At 60.6% G+C, this 19,963-nt stretch carries 19 protein-coding genes; 2 read left to right on the top strand and 17 right to left on the bottom strand.

Going from position 1 to position 19,963, the window contains the following annotated elements; all coding sequences use genetic code 11:
- Positions 1-4: 4 nt before the first annotated feature.
- Positions 5-1,345, top strand: coding sequence for a cytochrome c (locus AOA61_RS30405; RefSeq protein ID WP_099603329.1), 1,341 nt, complete (start codon positions 5-7; stop codon positions 1,343-1,345).
- 21 nt (positions 1,346-1,366) lie between these two features.
- On the opposite strand, the gene AOA61_RS30400 is transcribed toward AOA61_RS30405, so the two are convergent.
- From AOA61_RS30400 to AOA61_RS30320, 17 genes are all read right to left on the bottom strand, one after another.
- Positions 1,367-1,990 carry a hypothetical protein gene (locus tag AOA61_RS30400; protein WP_099603328.1) on the bottom strand — a complete coding sequence of 208 codons (624 nt, stop codon included), beginning with the start codon at positions 1,988-1,990 and terminating at the stop codon, positions 1,367-1,369.
- On the bottom strand, positions 1,990-2,688 hold the full coding sequence (locus AOA61_RS30395; protein WP_099603327.1) for a hypothetical protein: 699 nt from the start codon (positions 2,686-2,688) through the stop codon (positions 1,990-1,992). Before AOA61_RS30395 ends, AOA61_RS30400 begins: the two co-directional genes overlap by 1 nt.
- Before the next feature lie 53 nt (positions 2,689-2,741).
- Positions 2,742-3,503: a phosphate ABC transporter ATP-binding protein PstB gene (gene pstB, locus AOA61_RS30390; RefSeq protein WP_050442813.1), complete on the bottom strand. Its 762-nt coding sequence runs from the start codon at positions 3,501-3,503 to the stop codon at positions 2,742-2,744.
- A 76-nt stretch (positions 3,504-3,579) separates the two neighbouring features.
- Complete coding sequence (gene pstA / locus AOA61_RS30385; protein WP_032885467.1) at positions 3,580-4,491, bottom strand: phosphate ABC transporter permease PstA; 912 nt, start codon at positions 4,489-4,491, stop codon at positions 3,580-3,582.
- Complete coding sequence (pstC, locus tag AOA61_RS30380) at positions 4,491-5,456, bottom strand: phosphate ABC transporter permease subunit PstC (protein WP_032885468.1); 966 nt, start codon at positions 5,454-5,456, stop codon at positions 4,491-4,493. The genes pstA and pstC overlap by 1 nt, the downstream gene beginning before the upstream one ends.
- A gap of 74 nt (positions 5,457-5,530) precedes the next feature.
- The gene (gene pstS, locus AOA61_RS30375; RefSeq protein ID WP_099603326.1) at positions 5,531-6,559 is read right to left on the bottom strand and encodes a phosphate ABC transporter substrate-binding protein PstS; all 1,029 of its coding nucleotides are present in this window, start codon (positions 6,557-6,559) and stop codon (positions 5,531-5,533) included.
- A gap of 128 nt (positions 6,560-6,687) precedes the next feature.
- Positions 6,688-7,020, bottom strand: a complete 333-nt coding sequence (locus AOA61_RS32470; protein ID WP_099603325.1) for a hypothetical protein — start codon at positions 7,018-7,020, stop codon at positions 6,688-6,690.
- A gap of 348 nt (positions 7,021-7,368) precedes the next feature.
- Positions 7,369-9,168: a glycosyl hydrolase family 28 protein gene (locus AOA61_RS30365; protein ID WP_099603324.1), complete on the bottom strand. Its 1,800-nt coding sequence runs from the start codon at positions 9,166-9,168 to the stop codon at positions 7,369-7,371.
- 38 nt (positions 9,169-9,206) lie between these two features.
- On the bottom strand, positions 9,207-9,575 hold the full coding sequence (locus AOA61_RS30360; RefSeq protein ID WP_099603323.1) for a 5-carboxymethyl-2-hydroxymuconate Delta-isomerase: 369 nt from the start codon (positions 9,573-9,575) through the stop codon (positions 9,207-9,209).
- Positions 9,576-9,635: 60 nt separating this feature from the next.
- Positions 9,636-10,547: a 5-dehydro-4-deoxyglucarate dehydratase gene (gene kdgD / locus AOA61_RS30355; protein ID WP_032885472.1), complete on the bottom strand. Its 912-nt coding sequence runs from the start codon at positions 10,545-10,547 to the stop codon at positions 9,636-9,638.
- A 189-nt stretch (positions 10,548-10,736) separates the two neighbouring features.
- Positions 10,737-11,513, bottom strand: a complete 777-nt coding sequence (locus AOA61_RS30350; RefSeq protein WP_032885473.1) for an ABC transporter ATP-binding protein — start codon at positions 11,511-11,513, stop codon at positions 10,737-10,739.
- An 11-nt stretch (positions 11,514-11,524) separates the two neighbouring features.
- Positions 11,525-12,364 carry an ABC transporter ATP-binding protein gene (locus AOA61_RS30345; protein WP_032885474.1) on the bottom strand — a complete coding sequence of 280 codons (840 nt, stop codon included), beginning with the start codon at positions 12,362-12,364 and terminating at the stop codon, positions 11,525-11,527.
- A gap of 15 nt (positions 12,365-12,379) precedes the next feature.
- Complete coding sequence (locus AOA61_RS30340; protein WP_122764069.1) at positions 12,380-13,297, bottom strand: ABC transporter permease; 918 nt, start codon at positions 13,295-13,297, stop codon at positions 12,380-12,382.
- Between the two features lie 32 nt (positions 13,298-13,329).
- Positions 13,330-14,934, bottom strand: a complete 1,605-nt coding sequence (locus AOA61_RS30335; protein WP_099603322.1) for an ABC transporter substrate-binding protein — start codon at positions 14,932-14,934, stop codon at positions 13,330-13,332.
- A 45-nt stretch (positions 14,935-14,979) separates the two neighbouring features.
- The gene (locus AOA61_RS30330; RefSeq protein ID WP_032885479.1) at positions 14,980-16,017 is read right to left on the bottom strand and encodes an ABC transporter permease; all 1,038 of its coding nucleotides are present in this window, start codon (positions 16,015-16,017) and stop codon (positions 14,980-14,982) included.
- A gap of 21 nt (positions 16,018-16,038) precedes the next feature.
- On the bottom strand, positions 16,039-17,649 hold the full coding sequence (locus tag AOA61_RS30325) for an ABC transporter substrate-binding protein (protein ID WP_032885480.1): 1,611 nt from the start codon (positions 17,647-17,649) through the stop codon (positions 16,039-16,041).
- 72 nt (positions 17,650-17,721) lie between these two features.
- Positions 17,722-18,876: a mandelate racemase family protein gene (locus AOA61_RS30320; protein ID WP_095186416.1), complete on the bottom strand. Its 1,155-nt coding sequence runs from the start codon at positions 18,874-18,876 to the stop codon at positions 17,722-17,724.
- Positions 18,877-19,236: 360 nt separating this feature from the next.
- Between AOA61_RS30320 and AOA61_RS30315 the strand changes: the two genes are divergently transcribed.
- The gene (locus AOA61_RS30315; protein WP_032885482.1) at positions 19,237-19,962 is read left to right on the top strand and encodes an oligogalacturonate-specific porin KdgM family protein; all 726 of its coding nucleotides are present in this window, start codon (positions 19,237-19,239) and stop codon (positions 19,960-19,962) included.
- Position 19,963 lies beyond the last annotated feature (1 nt).

Here is a 19,963-nt window from a genome sequence, read left to right as displayed (position 1 = left end):
GCCCATGAACAACCGTCGATTCGCAAGAACCGTAGGCTGGCTCGCGCTGCCCTGCGTCATCGCCGCCGGCCTGATGGCCTGGTATGTCACCCGCCAACCGGCCACACCGTTTGAACCGGCACATGCCGCCAGTTTCGACCCGGCCCTGGTTAGTCGCGGCGAGTACGTCGCCCGCCTCAGCGACTGCGTGGCCTGCCACAGCCTGCCCGACAAGGCACCGTTCGCCGGTGGCCTGGAAATGGCCACGCCGCTGGGTGCAATTCACGCCACCAACATCACCCCGGACCGTACCCACGGGATCGGCACTTACAGCCTCGCCGACTTCGACCGAGCGGTACGCCACGGCGTGGCACCGGGCGGCCGACGGTTGTACCCGGCCATGCCCTACCCGTCGTATGCCAAGCTTAGCGACGACGATATACAGGCGATGTACGCGTTTTTCATGAAAGGCGTGCAACCGGCCAACCAGCCGAATATCCCCAGCGATATTCCCTGGCCGCTGAATATGCGCTGGCCCATCGCACTGTGGAACGGCCTGTTCGCCCCCACGGCCACCTACGCCGCCAACCCCAACCAGGACGCGCTGTGGAATCGCGGCGCCTACATCGTCCAAGGGCCTGGCCACTGCGGCAGTTGTCACACGCCGCGTGGTCTGGCCTTCAACGAAAAGGCCCTGGATGACTCCGGCAAGCCGTTTCTCGCTGGCGCCCTGCTCGATGGCTGGTACGCCCCCAGCTTGCGCCAGGACCCCAATAGCGGTTTGGGCCGCTGGAGCGAGCCTGAGATCGTGCAGTTCCTCAAGACCGGCCGCAACCAGCACGCGGTGGTCTACGGCTCGATGACCGAAGCGTTCAACAACTCCACCCAGTTCATGGCCGACGACGACCTGGCGGCCATCGCCCGCTACCTCAAGTCGCTGCCCGGCGACCCGCAGCGCGACGGCACGCCCTGGCAGTACGTGACCGCCGACGCGCGCCCGGACGCACCCGGCGCCCACACCTACGCAACCCGCTGTGCCTCGTGCCACGGCGCTGATGGCAAAGGCCAGCCCGAGTGGATGCCGCCCCTGGCCGGCGCCACCTCGGCGCTGGTCAAGGAGACGGCGTCAGCGATCAACATCACCCTCAATGGCGCACAACGCGTGGTCGCCGCTGGCGTGCCGGATGCGTATCGCATGCCGGCGTTTCGTGAACAGTTGTCTGATCAGGAAATCGCCGACGTGCTGACGTATGTGCGCGGTACTTGGGGTAATCAGGGTGGCGCGGTGGACGCCAAGGCGGTGGGTAAACTGCGTGGGCATACGGACCCTGCGAGCAGCAGTCCGATTATTTTGCATATGCGTTGAGGCGGGCCAACCCTAGGATTTTCAGAGCGCCTCAGGCAGAAAAAACCTGCGCGCGCTCTGTGTTGTTGGTGCGTGCCTGAGGGGTTGCTGACGGGCGAGTTGCGCTTGAACCTGCGCGACGGCCTCCAACACCCGCTGCGCCCAGTGCTCGTCCTGAGGGTCCACCACCACCACGCGAAAACCGTGGTCATGGCCTTCACTGCGCACACCTTCGGAGTCATCCACATGCAGGTCGATGTCGAAGGCCGGAGGGAATTTCGACGGTGAATTCGACAGCCCGTGCGCCGTCAGCGCCTGGTTATGCAGCACGCTGTTGACCACGCCGTCGACGCGGATGCCGTACAGCATCAGCCACCGTCGGATATAGGACGGCGTGCGACCGGACGAGGTATAGACCCAGATGCTGCAGCCCTGGCGGCGTAGTTCGCGGGTCAGGGAGCGCGTGCCGATTCGCAGCGGTTCACCCAGCCAACGGTGCACGCAGGCCGGCAGCCGGCTCGGCTCGACGTCGCAGTGGTGGAGCTGGCAGGCCAGGGTGTCGTCTATGTCGAACGAAATGCGGATGCGCGGGCGCTTAAGCAGTTGCATCGGGAGAAGGCGCTGGAGGGCCTGCCCTGCCCTGGCGAACAGGAGAGAATCGCTCATCAATGGCCCCCTTGGGCGACGGGCACGGCCTGGTCTTTAAGAAAAAACTTCATTGGATCCGGTGCCTGTTCTTCGAGGAAGGCTGCGTATTTTTTCTTGATCTTGGGCAATTCGTACAACGCCTTGACGCCATGTTTGGCTGAGTTGCGGATGACTGATGAGGGGTTGAAGTAGCCTTCGGCGTTCTCCAGCGACAGCACGAACGGCGGCAACCCTGCACGCATCAGCAAATAGCTGACAATCAGCGAGCCGCTGCGGTTGTTGCCTTCGATGAACAACTGCGGCTTGCTGAGGATGCGTACGTACACCCCGGCTGCACGCTTCCAGACCGACTCACTGCGGTACGCGCAGTACCAGTTGTACAAGTCCTTGATGCCGCCCTCGACGTTGTTGAAGAAGTGTTCTTCGGTCGCCGCCAGGTGCTGGGCGTATTCCAGTCGGCGGGTCGGGTCGCTGCCACAGAGTACGGTGGCGTTGATCTCCAGCATCAGGTTCAGTTGCTGAAGGTCAAACAGGTCGACGCCCCGCGCCACGTAGTCGTCAATCAGCGCATAGCCTTCAAGCACGTTATGCAGCACTTCGTCAGTCAACGGATCGCGCGGCTCGGTAAAGTCCCGACTGAGCTCGGCAAAGCGCTGCTGTACCTCACGCAGTGCACGTTCAATCGCGGGCAAATCAAGGCGTCGTGTTGCTGGCATTGGCATTCCTATAAACAGGTGAAAATGCGCGAGCGTCCGAGCTCGCGCAGGGTTCAGCTGAACTTACCGGTGATGTAGTCACCGGTCATTTGCTCGCGCGGGTTCTGGAAAATCTGCTCCGTAGGGCCCATCTCAACCAGATAGCCGGTACGCGTGCCTTGGGAAATATCCACCGAGAAAAACGCCGTGGTGTCAGCCACACGAATGGCTTGCTGCATGTTGTGGGTCACCAGGGCAATGGTGTAGTCCTTCTTCAGCTCAACCATCAACTCCTCGACACGGCGCGTGGCAATCGGGTCGAGTGCCGAGCAGGGCTCATCGAGCAACAGCACTTCTGGCTCGGTGGCGATGGCACGGGCGATACACAGGCGTTGCTGCTGACCACCGGACAGCGACAGGCCGCTGACCTTGAGTTTGTCCTTGACCTCATCCCACAACGCCGCACCTTGCAGGGCGTGTTTGACGCGGTCACCCAGGTCGCCTTTGTAGCGGTTCAGGCGCAGGCCGAAAGCGACGTTGTCGAAGATGCTCATCGAGAACGGGTTCGGCTGCTGGAACACCATGCCGATATAGCGGCGCACGACCACTGGATCCACGCCCTTGCCGTAGACGTCCTGCCCGAGGAAGTGCACGTGGCCCTCAAAGCGGAAACCTTTGACCAGGTCGTTCATGCGGTTGAGGCTACGCAACACGGTACTTTTGCCGCAGCCGGAAGGACCGATGAAGCCAGTGATCTTGTTCTTTTCGATCGGCACATGGCTGTCACGTACGGCCAGGAAGTTGCCGTAGAAGATCTTATCCAGCTTGCAGTCCATGACCACAGGCGCCTGGGTGACAAACGGAGCGGCTATTTGCGCAGTTGAGACGTTCAAGATTCAGATGCTCCCGTTTTCAATACTTTGGCTTGCCGAAAATACGGCTCACGATATTCACGACCAGCACGATCATTACCAGTACCAGCGACGCCGCCCAGGCGAGTTCAAGCTGGTTGTCGAAGGGCATGCCGGAGAAGTTGTAAATCAGCACGGCCAGCGAGGCCGTCGGGTTCATCACCGCCAGGCTGCCGTCGTGGTAGATCCAGTAGTTGCTGAACAGTGCGGTAAACAACAGCGGCGCGGTTTCGCCTGCGGCGCGAGCCACGGCAAGCATCACGCCGGTGAGGATTGCCGGCAGGCCGGTGGGCAGGACGATTTTCCAGATCACCTGGGAGCGGGTGCAGCCCATGCCGTAGGCGGCGTCCTTCATGATCTTGGGCACCATGCGCATCGATTCTTCAGCGGTCAGGACCACGATCGGCAGCATCAGTACCGCCAGTGCCACACCACCGGCCGGAGCCGAGTAGGTGCCGGTGGTCATGACCACCAAGGCGTAGGCGAATACACCGGCCAGGATGGAAGGCAGGCCGGTGAGCATCTTCGCGGCAAAACGCGCGGCGTTCGCCAGCTTGCTGTCTGGGCCCAGTTCAGCGAGGAAGATCGCCGCCATGATGCCGACCGGCACGGCGATGGCAGCGGCGATGCCGACCATCACGAAGGTACCGGCCATCGCGTTGCCGAAACCACCGCCAGTCTCGAAACCAGTCGGCGGCAGCTCGGTGAACACTTCAAGGCTCAGGCGCGCGCCGCCGCGCATGATCAGCATGTACAGCACGGAAATCAGCGGCACGCTGGCCAGTAGCGCGCCTGTCCAGACCAGGGTGGTCAATACCAGGCTGCGCAGGGCGCGGCCTTCGAACCGGCGCTGCAGGCTGGGCATCGCGCCTGCGGGGGACGTCAGGTCGGTTGCAGCAGTGAGATCAGTCATCACTTATTACCCCGTTGGGCGTACATCATGATCATGGAGCCGAAGATGTTGACGATCAGCGTGATCAACATCAGCACCAGTGCGGCGTACATCAGCACCTCGATCTCGTTCGGCCCGGCTTCCGGGAAGTTCAGCGCCAGCAAGGCCGCCAGGGTATTGGCCGGTGCGAACAGCGACAGAGAGATGTTGTTGGCATTGCCCACCAGCATGGCCAGGGCCATGGTTTCACCGAGTGCGCGGCCCAGGCCCAGCACCAGGGAACCGAAGATGCCGGTAGCGGCGGACGGCACCATCACCTTGAGAATCGCTTCCCAGTGAGTGGTGCCCATACCGTAGGCCGCTTGCTTGGTTTTCATCGGCACGGCGGTGAGGGCGTCCTGGGACACGGCAGCGATGGTCGGCAGAATCATGATCGCCAACACCAGCGCGGCCGGGAGCAGCCCCGGACCGCTCAAGGAGGTGCCGAAAAAAGGGATCCAGCCGAGTTCGGTGTTCAACCAAGCGGTCAAAGGCCGGATCGCCGGAATCACCACGTAAATGCCCCACAGGCCATAAACGACGCTGGGAATGGCCGCGAGCAGTTCGACGATGGTGCGAAACACCGCCGCCAGCTTCGCCGGCAAAAAATCTTGGGTAAGGAAAATCGCCATGCTGACGCCGAAAACACCTGCGATCAGTAACGCGATGAAGGCACTGTAAAGCGTGCCCCAGATGGCCGGCAGAATGCCGTACTTGCCTTGGTTGACGTCCCAGACGCTTCCGAAAATCACGTCAAAACCGTGCTTTTCCATGCCTGGAAGGGCTTTGCGCCCGACTTCAAACACCAGGGCAAACACCAACGCCAGCACCAGAACTACACCTATCCGCGCAAGCGCACGGAAGGTGCGATCAACCAGGAAGTCCTTCGTAGAAGGTGGCTGGCAGGCAGAGTCCGGGTTACCCGGTACGACAAAAGGTGTGTTCATTGGCTAATTCCGGAACAGGGGGGTAACTCTCCCGGCAAGGCTGACAGCACCCGCCGAGAGAGGCCTCACGGGCGTTACTGGATGTTGGCGGACGCTTTGCGAACCTGATCGACTACCGATGGCGGCAGTGGGATATAGCCCATCGAGTCAGCGATTTTCTGGCCTTCGGTCAGGCTGTATTCGACCATTTCACGCATGGCCTTGGCCTTGGCCGGGTTGCCGTTGTCTTTGCGGAAGATCATCCAGGTGTAGGACGTGATCGGGTAGGACTTGGCACCGTCCGGATCCGGCAGCCAGGCCACCAGGCTTTCCGGCATCTTCACCGCAGCCAGTGCTTCGGCACCGCTTTCGGCGTTAGGAACCACGTACTTGCCGGCCTTGTTTTGCAGCTGGGCAAAGTCAACCTTGGCCAATTTGGCGAAGCCGTATTCGATGTAGCCAATCGCGCCTGGGGTCTGGCGTACGGTGGCGGTCACACCATCGTTCTTCGGCGATTTGATGAATTTGTCGCTGGCAGGCCAGTTGACGGTGTTGCCTTCACCCAAGTCCTTTTGGAACTGTGGGTTGATGGCCGCCAAGTGCTTGGTGAAGACGGCAGTGGTACCGCTGGAGTCTGCACGCACGACCACGGTGATCGGCATATCCGGCAGTTTCAAGCCAGGGTTGGCAGCGACGATCTGCGGATCGTTCCACTTGGTGATCTTGCCCAGGAAGATGTTGGAGTACACATCGCGTGGCAACTTCAGCTCTTTAGGATTGCCTGGCAGGTTGAACGCCAGCACGATTTCGCCCGCAGTCATCGGCAGCAACTGCACGCCTTCGGCGACCTTGGCAATGTCTTCATCTTTCATGGCCGAGTCACTGGCGGCGAAGTCCACGGTTTTGTTCAGGAAGTCCTGAACACCCGCCCCGCTCCCCTTGGATTGGTAGTCAACCGTGACGCCATCGGTCTTTTTGCTGAAATCCTTGAACCAGGTGAGATAGATCGGCGCTGGGAAACTGGCGCCAGAACCTGTCAGACGGACGTTTTCGGCGGCAAATACCGAGGTGGCACTTAGAGAAACCGCAACGGCGAGTGCAGCAGACTTCATCAGACGTTTCATTCAGGGAAATCCTTGTGATTACGGGCTCCCGGAACTCTGCATCAGCATTGTTACGCTTTTATGAAAATTGAATGGCAAGCCGCTATTTTGTCCCCCTTTTGCGCCACAGCAACGCATTTCGCTGTTGTTTAGTGGCGCCGGTAACTTTTCTGCCCGGAAGGCGTAAGGCAAAACACCCCGCCCCGTGGCCCGGTACAGTACGCACCGCTACCGCAGCTGCAACTCTGCGAGCGACCTTGCAGCGGCTGCACGGCGGGGCGTGCCAGGCGGTTGCCCGTATAGGCGGTGCAACTTTTTTTAGAGGCGCTTATGGAGCCGTCGTTGCACAGGAATACATCCCCATCACAACCGGCGATACCTCCTTTACGACCTGAACACGGCGTATTGGCCGCCAGGACGGACAGGCTCGACAGCATCAAAATGAGGCCCAGGACAAACACGCGGATAAGGCCAGGAAACATAAGGAACACTCGAAATAAGTGGCCCAATGATATCAATCTTTGAGCGCAGCCGCTGACGACTAACGCAGCTTTCTCATGCATGCAGCCCGGGCTTCGTTCTTCGTCTCCCGCGCGCCAGCGCCTGAGCAAAGCGAGGTCTATCTGATCTACGGAAATCAAAATGTGGGAGGGGGCTTGCCCCCGATGAGTGAGTGTCAGCTAATCATCGGTGACTGACACACTGCCATCGGGGGCAAGCCCCCTCCCACATTTGGACGGAGTTCAGTTTAAGAACCCGGTCGGCGCCAAGGCCACCGCGCTCTTGCTTTTGATCTGGAGTCGCCCCGTTGCCCACACTGCTACTTACGCTTAGGGCGTCGGCTCCACGTCTTTGAACACCAGTCCCTGGCTACCACTCACCTGCCACGGATTGCCACCACCGGTCTGACTGAACACCACATGCTCGAAGCGTGAATCTTTCAGCCCATCAATACGCGCCTTGGCCGCGCCGCTGAAGCGCACACGCTCGAACACCAACCCCTGATGATAGGCATTGTGCGCGGCATCGCCCTTGACCTCGATCGCCGCGCCCTGGGCATTTTCCACGCTGACGTCACTCACACGGATGTCCCTGAACTGCCCGGCAATCGTGGAGCGTTGATAATCGAGTTTGGCGTTCGGGTCGTTGTAGTCGAGGGTGAAGATGAACGCCTGCTTGACCGTGTTGCGAATCGCCGAATCCCGGAAGATAACGTTGCGCGCGCCGCCGCCCATGAAGTTGGTGCTCTTCATACGCAACCCGGCATCAGTGCCGTCGGAGACGTTGTCTTCAGCCAGGATGTTCTGGATCCACGCACCGGTATGACTGCCGGCCACCACCATGCCGTGGCCCTTGCGGAAGTAGTTGTTGAAAATCCACGCATCTTCCTGGGGCGGCTGGTGCACGGCATTCGCACCAGTGCCGGCGGCGAAGTTGACGCAGTCGTCGCCGGTGTCGAAGAAGTTGTTGAAGACCATCGCGCCCTTGCTGTTGGCGAATTCGATGCCGTCGCCGTTGTTGGCGTCGTAGGTCTTGTGGGTGGTGTTGGCCAGCACCACGTTTTCGGTCTCCAGGTTCATGATGCCGTGGAACGCCGGGTTCACCACGGTGAAGCCGCCGTAGAACACGTTCTTGACGTTACGCAGGGTGATCAGCGAGGAGCGCATTTGCCCATACGCGTCCTTCACATTCATGCCGCGAGCGACGGCTTGCTCCACCTGGGCCTTGGCAAGCAGGCCGTCCTGGGCATAGCGGGTGTTGTCGCTGGGCAGGTAAAACGGCAGTGCCTGGCCACGCTCATCGACGACATCGGCGTTGCGCTTCCAGCCATTGCCGTCGAGGGTTCCCTTACCGACGATGCGGATGTTTTCAAATGACTGATGCTGGCGCGGATCGCGGGGCAACGCGTTGATCAGCGAGGCCGGGCGTACGGTGGTGGAATACGGGTATTGGATGTAACCAGCCAACGGGTAATCTTCGGCGCGCTCTGAGCCGAGCAGGGTCGCCCCTTCGGCGATCTCCAGGGTCATGTTGCTCTTGAGGTAGAGCGCACCGCTTTTGTAGGTGCCTTTAGGCAGCAGGACTTTGCAGCCTGGGGTGCAGGCATCAATGGCGCTCTGGATTGCCAGGGTATCGAGTTGATTGCCATCGCCCTTGGCGCCGTACTTTTTCACGTCAAACAGGGCCGCGACCTTGGTGGTGCGTTGCTGCACCGGGGCACTGTCTGCCGACTCCTTGCCGTTGCCATCCACCGAACGCACGGTGAAACGATAGGCCGTGTCGGGCTTCAGGCCTTGGGCGGTGTAGCTGTGAATGCCGATGCGATGGTGGAAATTGGCCGTGTCTTGGCGGTAGAACTGGTCGATGTAGGGCTTGGCCGGTGACACCTGATCGTTGTTGGCGTTGGCACTGCCCAGCAAGGTGCCGTTGGCGTACACCCGGTAATCCTTGATGCCGGCATGATCAGCGGGTTTTTCCCAGACCAGGATGATGTGCTGGTCGTCATAAGCCAGGGTCGGGACTTGCACTTTCGACGGTGCCTGCAGCGCCCAGGACAGCGGGCTGCAACCCAGGGCGATGAAGGCCAGTGCGCAACGCGCTGAGGATTTTTGCGAGGGTTGATACGGCATGTTGTTCTCCTTGTTTTTGCCGGTATTAACGTTGAGGGCTACATCGGTCGCCCGGACTCCTCGAGGTATTGGCTGCGGTTGATGAAGGTTTCGCGGGGCATTTCGCGCACGTCCATGGACAGTGCTTCGACCTGTGGCAGCAGTTCAACCAGGGCGGCGAGTGTCGCCGAGGCGAGGCTGCGTTGTTGTTCGGCCGTGCGCCCGGCGAAGAGATACAGGGCCACGTGCACGAAGTCGTCTTGAGTGGTACCGCAGCGATAATGGGTGAAGCCGTTGAGGCGCACTTTAATGTCGCCGGGTTTGAACACGCCGAACCCGTCGAGGGCGTCATGCACGGTGGCGAGCAGACGTTGTTCGCCGACGCGCTGGGCCAAGGTCGCGGGGCAGTCGATGATGCAATGGGGCATGGTGGACTCCTTGCAGGCAGACCGGACAGCGGCGCCATCAGGGCGCCGCCGACCAACGTTTTATTGAGCGCCGAGGGACTTGATCAGCACCGCCAGTTGTTCCACTTCATCGGGCAGCAGATCGGTCAGTGGCGCGCGTACCGGGCCGGCGTCGTGGCCAACCAGGCGAGCACCGGCCTTGACGATGCTCACGCCATAGCCTTCACAGCGGTTACGAATCGCCAGGTACGGCAGGAAGAAATCATCGATCAAACGGCCTACGGTGGCGTGGTCGTCGGCGGCCACGGCGCGGTAGAAGTCCATCGCGGTTTTCGGGATGAAGTTGAACACCGCCGAGGAGTACACCGGCACGCCGAGGGCTTTGTAGGCGGCGGCATAGACTTCGGCAGTCGGCAGACCACCGAGGTAGGTCAGGCGGTCGCCCAGGCGACGGCGGATGCTGACCATGGATTCGACTTCACCAATGCCGTCCTTGAAACCAATCAGGTTCGGGCAGCGCTCGGCCAATTGTTCCAGGCTGTCGGCGTTGAGGCGGCACAGGTTGCGGTTGTACACCACCACACCGAAATCCACCGAGTTGCACACCTGCTCAACATGGGCCACCAACCCTTTCTGGCTGGCTTCGGTGAGGTAATGAGGCATCAGCAAGATGCCGGCAGCGCCCAGGCGCTCAGCTTCTTGGGCGTAGGCAATCGCTTGGCGCGTAGGGCCACCGGCACCGGCGAGGATCGGCACCTGGCCTTTGCAAGTGTCCACGGCGGTCTTGATGATCTGCGTGTACTCCTTGGGCTCCAGAGAGAAGAACTCCCCGGTCCCCCCTGCCGCGAACAGCGCACTGGCGCCGTAAGGTGCCAGCCATTCCAGGCGGCGTGCGTAGGTGTCGGCGCGGAAGTCGCCAGCGGCATCAAAGTCGGTAACCGGGAAGGAGAGCAAGCCGGAAGACAGGACTGTTTTTAGTTCTTGTGGCGTCATGTTCACAAACCTTTGTTCGAAATTTGGATGGAATACCTTAAGAGGTAAGTCATCGTACAACTACAAAAATAGTCAAGCTACCCTATAAGTGCCCACCTTGAGAAAATTGCCATTTAACCCCATGAAATAGACACTTATCTGAAAAATCACATCAATCGAGAAAAGCCATGTTGTACGATGACTAAGCGTTTATCCCACACGCCGCCGCTCAGACTCCTGACTGAAGTCGCGGCTGGCCTGCACCAGCATGCGCGTGTAATCGTGCGCCGCTTGATCCTGGCTCAGGGCCTGGCAGTCGAGCAATTCCACGATCTTGCCGTGCTGCATCACCGCCACCCGATCGCACAAGTGAGTGACTACACCCAGGTCATGGGTGACCAGTAGGTAGGTGAGTTTCTCGCGCTGGCGCAGGTCCGCCAGCAGGTTGAGGATCTCGGCCTGGACCGAGACATCCAGCGCCGAGGTCGGCTCATCCAGCAGCAGTACCCGCGGCTCCAGAATCAAAGCGCGCGCGATCGCCACACGCTGGCGCTGGCCGCCGGAGAGCTGGTGCGGATAGCGAAAGCGAAAACTGTCGTTCAGGCCGACCTTGAGCAGGATCTCGTTGATGCGGTCGTCCTTGTCCCCTACCCCATGGATAATCAGCGGCTCGCGCAACGCGGTGTCGATGGTGTGCCTGGGATGCAGCGAGCCGTAGGGGTCCTGGAAGACCATCTGCACTTTGCGAAAATGCTCCTTGGGAATCTTGTGCTGCAGCGGCGCGCCGGCAATGCTCAGCTCGCCGCTCCAATGCCGGTATTGCCCGGCCAGGCAGCGCAGCACGGTGGTCTTGCCCGAGCCGGACTCCCCCACCAGACCGAACGATTCACCGTCGGCGACACTCAGGCTCACATCGTGCAGCACTTGGTTGATGGCAGCGCCTGTGCCGAAGCTCAGGTTCAAGGCGTGCGCTTGGATCATGGGCATGGTCAGGTTCCTTATTGAGTCAGCCAGAGAGGGTCGCGCTTGAGCACCGGCAGGTGCACGCGGCGGTTGTCCATGCTCGGCAGCGCGGCCAGCAAGCCACGGGTATAGGGATGTTCGGCGTACTGCAGGTCGCAGGCGGCCAGGGATTCGACGACGCGTCCGGCGTACATCACCAGCACGCGGTCGCAGTAGTTGCGCACCAGGTTGAGGTCGTGACTGACGAAGATCAGCCCCATCTGCTGCTGGTCCACCAACTCTTCCAGCACGTTGAGCACTTGCTGGCGCACCGAGACATCCAGCGCCGAGGTGGGCTCGTCGGCGATGATCACTTCCGGTCGGGTGATCACCATCATCGCGATCATGATGCGCTGCCCCATGCCGCCGGAGACTTCATGGGGATACAGGTTATAAACGCGCTGCGGGTCGCGGATATGCACCTGCTCCAGCATTTGCAACACGCGCTCTCGCGCATCGCTGCGGCTGGCCTTGTGGTGGGCCAAGTAGGCTTCGGCGATCTGATCGCCGACCTTGACCACCGGGTTCAGCGAGTACTTGGGGTCTTGCATGATCATCGAGATGCGCTGGCCGCGGATCTTCTGCATGGCTTTTTCACTGGCCGACAACAGGTCGACCTCGCCAAACGCCATGGCCTTGGCGGTGATTTTGGCGCTGGGCGGATGCAACTTCAGCAGGCTGCGACCCACGGTGGATTTGCCGGAGCCGGACTCACCGACAATCGCGAGTTTTTCCCGGCCCAAGGTAAAGGACACATCGCGCACGGCGTGGGTTTCTTTCTGGCCACTGACGAAGCGCACGTTAAGCCCTTCGACATTCAGTTTGATGGCGGACATCAGGTGTTCCTCCGATTATTCGCTGCGCGGATCAAGGATGTCCCGCAGGCCATCGCCCAACAGGTTGAAGGCCAGGCTGACCAGCATGATCGCTGCCCCTGGAACCGCCACCAGCCACCAGCATTCGAGCATGTAGCGACGGCCGGTCGAAATCATGGCGCCCCACTCCGGCAGCGGCGCCTGGGCACCCAGGCCGAGAAAGCCCAAAGCGGCAGCGGTGAGGATGATCCCGGCCATGTTCATGGTCAGGCGGATGATCACCGAGGACAGGCACATCGGCACGATATGGCGCAGGATAATCCGCGCCGGCGACGCGCCTTGCAGCTCCACTGCGACGACGAAATCAGCGTTGCGCAGGGACAAGGTTTCGGCCCGCGCCAGCCGCGCAATCGGCGGCCAGGAGGTCAATGCAATCGCCACCACCGCGTGCTCCAGGCCAGGGCCGAGGGCCGCGATAAACGCCAGTGCCAGGACCAGGCTGGGGAAGGAGATGAAGATATCGGTCAGGCGCATGAACACGGTATCGACCGCACCGCCGAAGTAGCCCGACACGGTGCCGATAAACAGCCCGATAGGCCCTACGATCACTGTGACCAGGGCGATGATGTACAGCGTGATCCGCGAGCCGTAGACCAGCCGGCTGAAAATATCCCGGCCATATTCATCGGTGCCGAACCAATGCGCCGAACCCGGTGCCTGCAACGCGCCGGCGAGGTTCTGCACCACCGGATCATGGGTAGCGATCCACGGTGCAAAGGCCGCGACCACCACCAACAGCAGCGCTACCAGCAGGCCCGCCAGGGTCATAGGGTTACGCAGCAGGTGACGCAGCACCCGCAGGCCACTCTTGCAAAAGGCATCAAAGCTGGAGCCTGGCGAGCGGTCCACCGGGCGCTTCGTCGCCGATTCGATGGAAGACAGATTGGCATTCATAAGCATCTTCTCTGTGTGAATTCTGGAAGCACTCAACGCTGCTTGTAGACACCCTGGTAGCGGGTGGCCTCGGCATCGTCACCGGTGAAGCCCTTGACGTCGGCAGCGCTGACCACGGTGTCGGTCATCTGCGAAATCATCAGGATCGGCCCCACTTGCTGGTCGTAGAGGGTTTGCGCCTGGTGATACAGGCTGACCCGCTGCGCCGAATCACGCGTCACGCCGGCCTGGTCGATCAGGCTGTTGATCTGCGGGCTGAAGAACGAAGCGCGCCAGCCCTGGAAGTTCGGCAGGCCGGCGTCGTCGCTGTTGTTGGGGTTGTAGGCAAAGGTGCGCAGGCTGAAATACGGGTGCGGGTAACGCTCGGCGCCCCTGGCCACGATGATCTCGAAATTGCGCGCGCGCATCGCGCCGTACACCTGGTTACCCGTGCCGGTGACGATGCTGGCCTTGATCCCGCCCTCGGCCAGGGTCGCTTGCAGGCGCGCAGCGATATCAATGAACGGCGGTTCCGACAGCGTGCGGATGGTGGTGTTGAACCCCTCGGGGTAACCCGCCTCAGTCAGCAGGGCTTTCGCCTTGGCCACGTCCATGTGATAGCCCGGATCCGGCAGGCGTGCTTCCAGACCCAGTTGCATCGGCTGCTGGTTGAGCGTTCCGTAATAAGGCATCACTTGTTGGTCCAGGCCCTTGTAGTCGATCAGGTTGCGCACCGCTTCACGCACCTTGGGCTTGGCGAATTCCGGTTGTTTCATGCTCATGGCGACGTAGTACATGGTGCCGCGCGGCAGCGACTGCACTTGGATCTTGTCCGAGCCGTCGATGGCGCGAATGTCCGGCGCGGCCATGCCGTAGGCCAGGTCGAGGTCACCGCGTTCTAGCATCAGGCGCAGGGACTGGGATTCGGTCATGTGCCGCACCACCACGCGCTTAAGCTTCGCCGCGCCGCCCCAGTAGCCGTCGAAACGGGTCAGTAACAGGGAATCGTTGGCGCTCCATTTGGTCAGCACGAAGGGGCCACTGCCCGCCTCGTTCGTCACCAACCAACCGGCGCCGAGGTCGCCGTTTTTTTCATGGGCCAGGGCGGTCTTGCGGTCCACAACCACAGCGCTCGGGGAGATCGCCAGAGAGTCCACCAGCAGCAGCGGGTCCATGGTCTGCGGCAGGTCGATGACCAGGGTGTGGGCGTCCGTGGCGCGGATCAGCGATTGGATATTCTCAACGCTGTAGCCGTAGGCCTTCCAGGTGGTGGCCAGGCCGAAGTTGAGCTTCATCACGCGGTACAGCGACCACGCCACGTCTTCGGCGGTCAGCGGGTTGCCCGAATGGAATTTCACGTCCTGGCGCAGATGAAACGTTACCTGCTTGCCGTCCTCGCTGATGTCCCAACGTTCGGCCAACTGTGGCAGGTGTTTTTCCGGGTTACCCTGGTCACGCTTGATCAGTGTGTCGTAAAGATTGGCGTTGACGCCGGACGCATCCAGGCCGGGCGCGTTGGCCGGGTCGATGGAAAACAGGTTGACCATGCTCATGCCGACGATCAGTTGATCGGCCGGGGTCTTGGCGTTGGCCAGGGTCATCGGGCCAAGCGCGAGCACAGCGGTCAGCAGGCCAAGGTGCAGTTTCGAAAATGTCATGAAAAATTCCTTCTTCTTATAGTTTTATCGGTACTGCGCGACGCATTAACGGGTGCGCGGATCAAACACCTTGTACAAGGCATCGCTGATCAGGTTGAGCGCGACAAAAATCAAGCCGATCACCAGCACGCAGCCCATCACCGCATTCATGTCGCCAAGCATCAGGCTGCTGGTGAGGTATTGGCCGAATCCCGGCCAGGCGAATACGGTTTCGATCAGCACTGCGCCTTCCAGCAGCGAGCCATAGGCCAGTGCAACCACGGTGAGCAACTGCACGAGGATGTTGCGAAACGCATGCCCCCACACCACTTGGCGACGGGACAAACCCTTGACCCGCGCAGTGATGATGTACTCCTGGGACAATTGCTCCAGCATGAAGCTGCGGGTCATGCGGCTGATGTACGCCACCGAGTTCAGGCCCAAAATCAGCGCCGGCAACACGATATGCCGCAGGGCGCTGGCGAAGGCTTCCCAGTCGCGGGCGAGCGATGTGTCGATCAGCAACAGGCCGGTGACTTCGGGCACCATGCCGTCGTAGGCCAGGTCGATGCGCCCCGCGCCGCCCGCCCAGCCGAGCCAGGCGTAGAACACGAGCAGGCCCATCATGCCCAGCCAGAAAATCGGCGTGGAGTAACCGAACAAGGTGATTACCCGCGCCACATGATCGCCGAGCCGCCCTTGGTTGCTCGCCGCACACACGCCCAGCGGCAAGCCGATCAACACGCCGAACAGAATCGCCAGAGTGGCCAGTTCGATGGTCGCCGGGAACACGCGCAGGATGTCATCCAGCACCGGGTGACCCGTCAGCAACGCGTTGCCGAAATCACCGTGGAGCAGGTCATTGAGGTAAAGGCCGAATTGGGTCCAGATCGGCTTGTCCAGGCCCATCGACCGGTACACCTGGTCGTAGGTGGAGCTGTCGGCATCCGGCCCGACTACCGCCAGCACGGGGTCAAGCGGCATGACCCGGCCGATGATAAAGGTCAGCGCCAACAGGCCGAGCAACGTCACCAACACGGTGCTGGCGCGCCGCAGGGTATTGGAAGCGCGAGCGCCCATGACAGAGGCAGTCATAACAAACATAGTGAGCTCCTGGTAAATCGATCAGCGCTTTTTGTAGACGTCTTTGTAGCGCGTGGTCGCAGCGGTATGGCCCTGGAAGTCGGCCACGTCGGTGTACACCACCACGGTGTCGGTCATCTGCGAGACCGGCAAAATGGCTCCGACCTGTTGATCGACCTGCTCCTGAATCTCGCGGTACTGAGTCAGTTGCTTACCGGCATCCGGCTCGACTTCCGCGCTCTCAATCAACTGGTTCAACTCAGGGCTGTAGAACGACGTGCGCCAGCCCTGGAAGTTGGTGAGCTTGGCTTCATCGCGGTTATCCGGGTTGTACACCAGGGTGCGCAGGCTGGAATGGGGATGACGCTCCGCCCCGCCACCGCCGCGACCGACGATGATGTCGAACGTGCGCTCGCGCATGGCGCCGTAGATCTGGTTACCGGTGCCGGTGATGATGCTGGCTTCGATGCCGGCCTGGGCCAGGGTCGATTGCAGGTTGGAGGCGATGTTGATAAACGGCGGTTCGGCCAGCACGCGGATGGTGGTCTTGAAGCCGTTCGGGTAACCGGCTTCAGCCAGTAAGGCTTTGGCCTGCTCGACGTTGAGCTTGTAGCCCGGGTCCGGCAGGCGCGCGGCCAGGCCCAATGGCAGCGGCCGCTGGTTGATCACGCCGTAATGGGGCATGACCGTCTGGTTGATCCCCTGGTAATCGATCAGCGAGCGCACGGCCTTGCGCACACGGGCGTCGGCGAACATTGGCTGCTTCACACTCAGGGCCACGTAATACAAGGTGCCGCGTTGCAGGGTCTGGGTGCGTACTTTGTCGCTTTTCTGCAGGGCTTCGATGTCCGGCGCGGACATGCCTTTGGCGATATCCAGGTCACCGCGCTCGATCATCAGTCGCAATGACTGCGACTCGGTCATGTTGCGCATCACGATGCGCTTGAGCTTGGCCGGGCCGCCCCAGTAACCATCGAAGCGCGTCATCAGGATCACGTCGTTGGCACGCCAGTCATTGAGCACGAATGCGCCACTGCCGGCCGCGTGAGTCACCAGCCAGGCGGCGCCCATGTCGCTGCCCTTCTGGTGTTCAAGGACTTTTTTGCGGTCGAGGATGAACGCACTGGGCGAGGTCGCCAGGGTGTTGAGCACCAGCAGCGGGTCGGTCGGCCGTGGCAGTTCGATCACGAAGGTGGTGGGGTCCGTGGCGCGCATGTAGCGCTCGACGTTTTCGGCGGTGAAGCCGTAGGCCTTCCAGGTGGAAGCGAGTGCGAGGTTGAGCTTGAGCACCCGGTGCAGCGACCAGGCAACGTCTTCGGCGCTCAAGTCATTGCCGGACTGGAACTTCACCCCGGTGCGCAGGTTAAAGGTCAGGGTCTTGCGGTCCTCACTGACCTGCCAGCGCTCGGCCAGCGCTGGCACCAGTCGGTCTGGTTGGGCGACGTCCTGCACCAGCAACATGTCATACAGGTTGGCGTTGATTTCCGACACATCCAGACCCGTGGCGGCAGCTGGGTCGAGGGACAACAGGTTGATCATGCTCATGCCGACGATCAGTTGATCGGCCGGCGTTTTGGCAAAACTTGCCGGTACGGCGGTAACGGCCAGCGCGGCGACGAACACCCGCGCCCACAGCGAAGGGAAAATGCTCATAACAAGAGTGCCTTTTTTATATTTATAGGGCTCTTGATCAGCCCGACGCATGCCGGACTGACCGTGTAAACGTCAGAAGCTTTTAAGCGTATTGGTCTCGATGTAGTTGAAATCGATGTCTTCGCCCAGGCCCGGCAAGTCGGACAGGTGCACAAAACCGTCGTTGTCCATCGGGTCCACCAAGCGATTGAGGTAGGCCGGTACTTCGTCGTAATCCAGGTACGGGTGGAGCAGGCCACGCTCGTACCAGGTGCAGTTCTTGATCGCACCGACCACCGCCAGGTTGGCGGCGCCGTTGCCGTGAATTTCGCAGTCCATGCCAAACGATTCGGCCAGGTGCGCGACCTTCAGGCACGGCGCAATACCACCGACGCCCGCGACACCGGCACGCAAGATATCGCACACATCGTGCTTGACCCAACTGGCGCGGGCGAGGTGTTTGCCGGACAGGGTTTCCGGGCCAAGCACCGGAATATCCAGTTGCCCCGCGAGCCAGGCATAGGACTCGGCTGACTCTTCCATCATCGGTTCTTCAAACCAGGCGAAGTCGAGTTTCTCCAGCTCGCGACCGATGTACAGCGCCTCGGTGCGGCTGTACCAGTGGTAACCGTCGAGCATCAACGCGATGTCCGGGCCCACCGCCTCACGCACAGCAGCGCAAGCCTTGACGTCGATGCGCGGGCTTGGCGCGAAGGACACCGGCGGCATCCAGGTGTGCAGCTTGATTGCCTTGTAGCCACGCTGCACCAGGGTCTCGGCAAAGCGGCCGTAGTCTTCGGGGGTTGCGAGGCCGCCGGGCAGTTCGTCGCCACACATGGTCGAGCCGTAGGCCGGCACCTTGTCGCGGAAACCACCGATCAACTTGTGCACTGGCACGCCGAGTTTGCGTCCTGCCCAATCCCACAGAGCCTGCTCAACCAGGGCCAAGGCGCGGTCGGTCAGTTGGCTGGCACTGCCACGCTGCCAATGGGCGAGGTCTTGCCAGATCTTTTCGCGATCAAAGGCGTTCTGCCCCACCAGCACTTTGCGCACGAACCCATCCAACACATAAGGGCGGATCAATTCAGGGGCACCGAATGCAAAACCCTCCTGGCCGTCTTCAGTCTGGATGCGCAGCAAAGCCATCTGCGCCTGGGTGACATCACCGGGGTGAGCATGGCCGGCGCTGTCCACTGCGCGGCGGGTCGGGTAGGAAAATACCTGGACGTTGACTGCTGTGATTCTCATGGACGTCTTAAGCCTTCTTATTGGATTTGAGACAGGAATGTCGTCTGTTGCGACCGATCATAGGTCATCGTACAACGCTTGAAAAGACCCAATAACGTGCCCCGCCATCCACTGCTTTTCACGCGAAACGCCGTAAAACCCCCTATTTTTAAAGACAACTAAGGAATAACGAAGATTGCTGTAAAGCCCTATTCGCCGGGGACATATGTTTCAAAGTGTTTCAAAACGATCGATGGGCGGTAGACGAGTCATCTTGTCGTACGATAACGTATATCTGCACCTTAGATGAGAGCCACACGCAACAACGTATTGCCGTAGCAACCGTCAAACGCCCCTAACAAAAACAAAAAAGAAGACCGTATGAACACCACCCTACGCACGCTCGTTACTGCCCTGACCTTCAGCCTGCCGCTCTACGTCAGCGCTGACTCTGCCAGCATCAACTACCGCCACCAGTTCACCGAGGAAGACAGCGCCCACGCTGATCGAATCAAGCTCAACTACCGTCTGGACAGTGGCCTGGGATTTGAAGCGGAGATGAAATACCGCACAGCCGGGGACCGTGAAGATGTCGCGTACGACAACATGGTCAACAACGGGCATGAGTTCACCGTCAGCTACAACTACAAGCTCAGCCCGCAATCGACGTTGACCCCCGCGTTCCAGATGGACAGCTCGAAGGACTCGACCACCTACAAGCTGGGCCTCAAGTACAACTACAAGATCAACGACGCCTTCTACGCCGCCACGCGCTATCGCCTGGACACCAAGAAGCTGGACCGCGATCAGGTCAACGAGGATTTGCCCGATCACATCAAGGATGACCAGACCACCCATCGTTTCGAGGGCTGGCTCGGCTACACACCGGCCAGTAAGTGGGCGTACGAATATCAGTTCATCTATTTCAAGACTGACTACATCCGCTACGACAACAAGAAGAGCGATTACGAACAGAACCTGATCGTCAAATACAAGCTCACCAAGGAATGGGCCCCGTTCATGGAGATTGGTGATGTGAAGGTCAACTCCACCTCAGAAGACCGTCAGGCGCGGTGGCGCTTGGGCGTTCAATACAACTTCATGTAAA

It is taken from the genome of Pseudomonas sp. 2995-1 (assembly GCF_002742505.1).
Classification (GTDB): Bacteria; Pseudomonadota; Gammaproteobacteria; order Pseudomonadales; family Pseudomonadaceae; genus Aquipseudomonas; species Aquipseudomonas sivasensis.
Note: the sequence above shows the minus strand (reverse complement) of the source record. Positions and strands in the feature narration are given on the sequence as shown.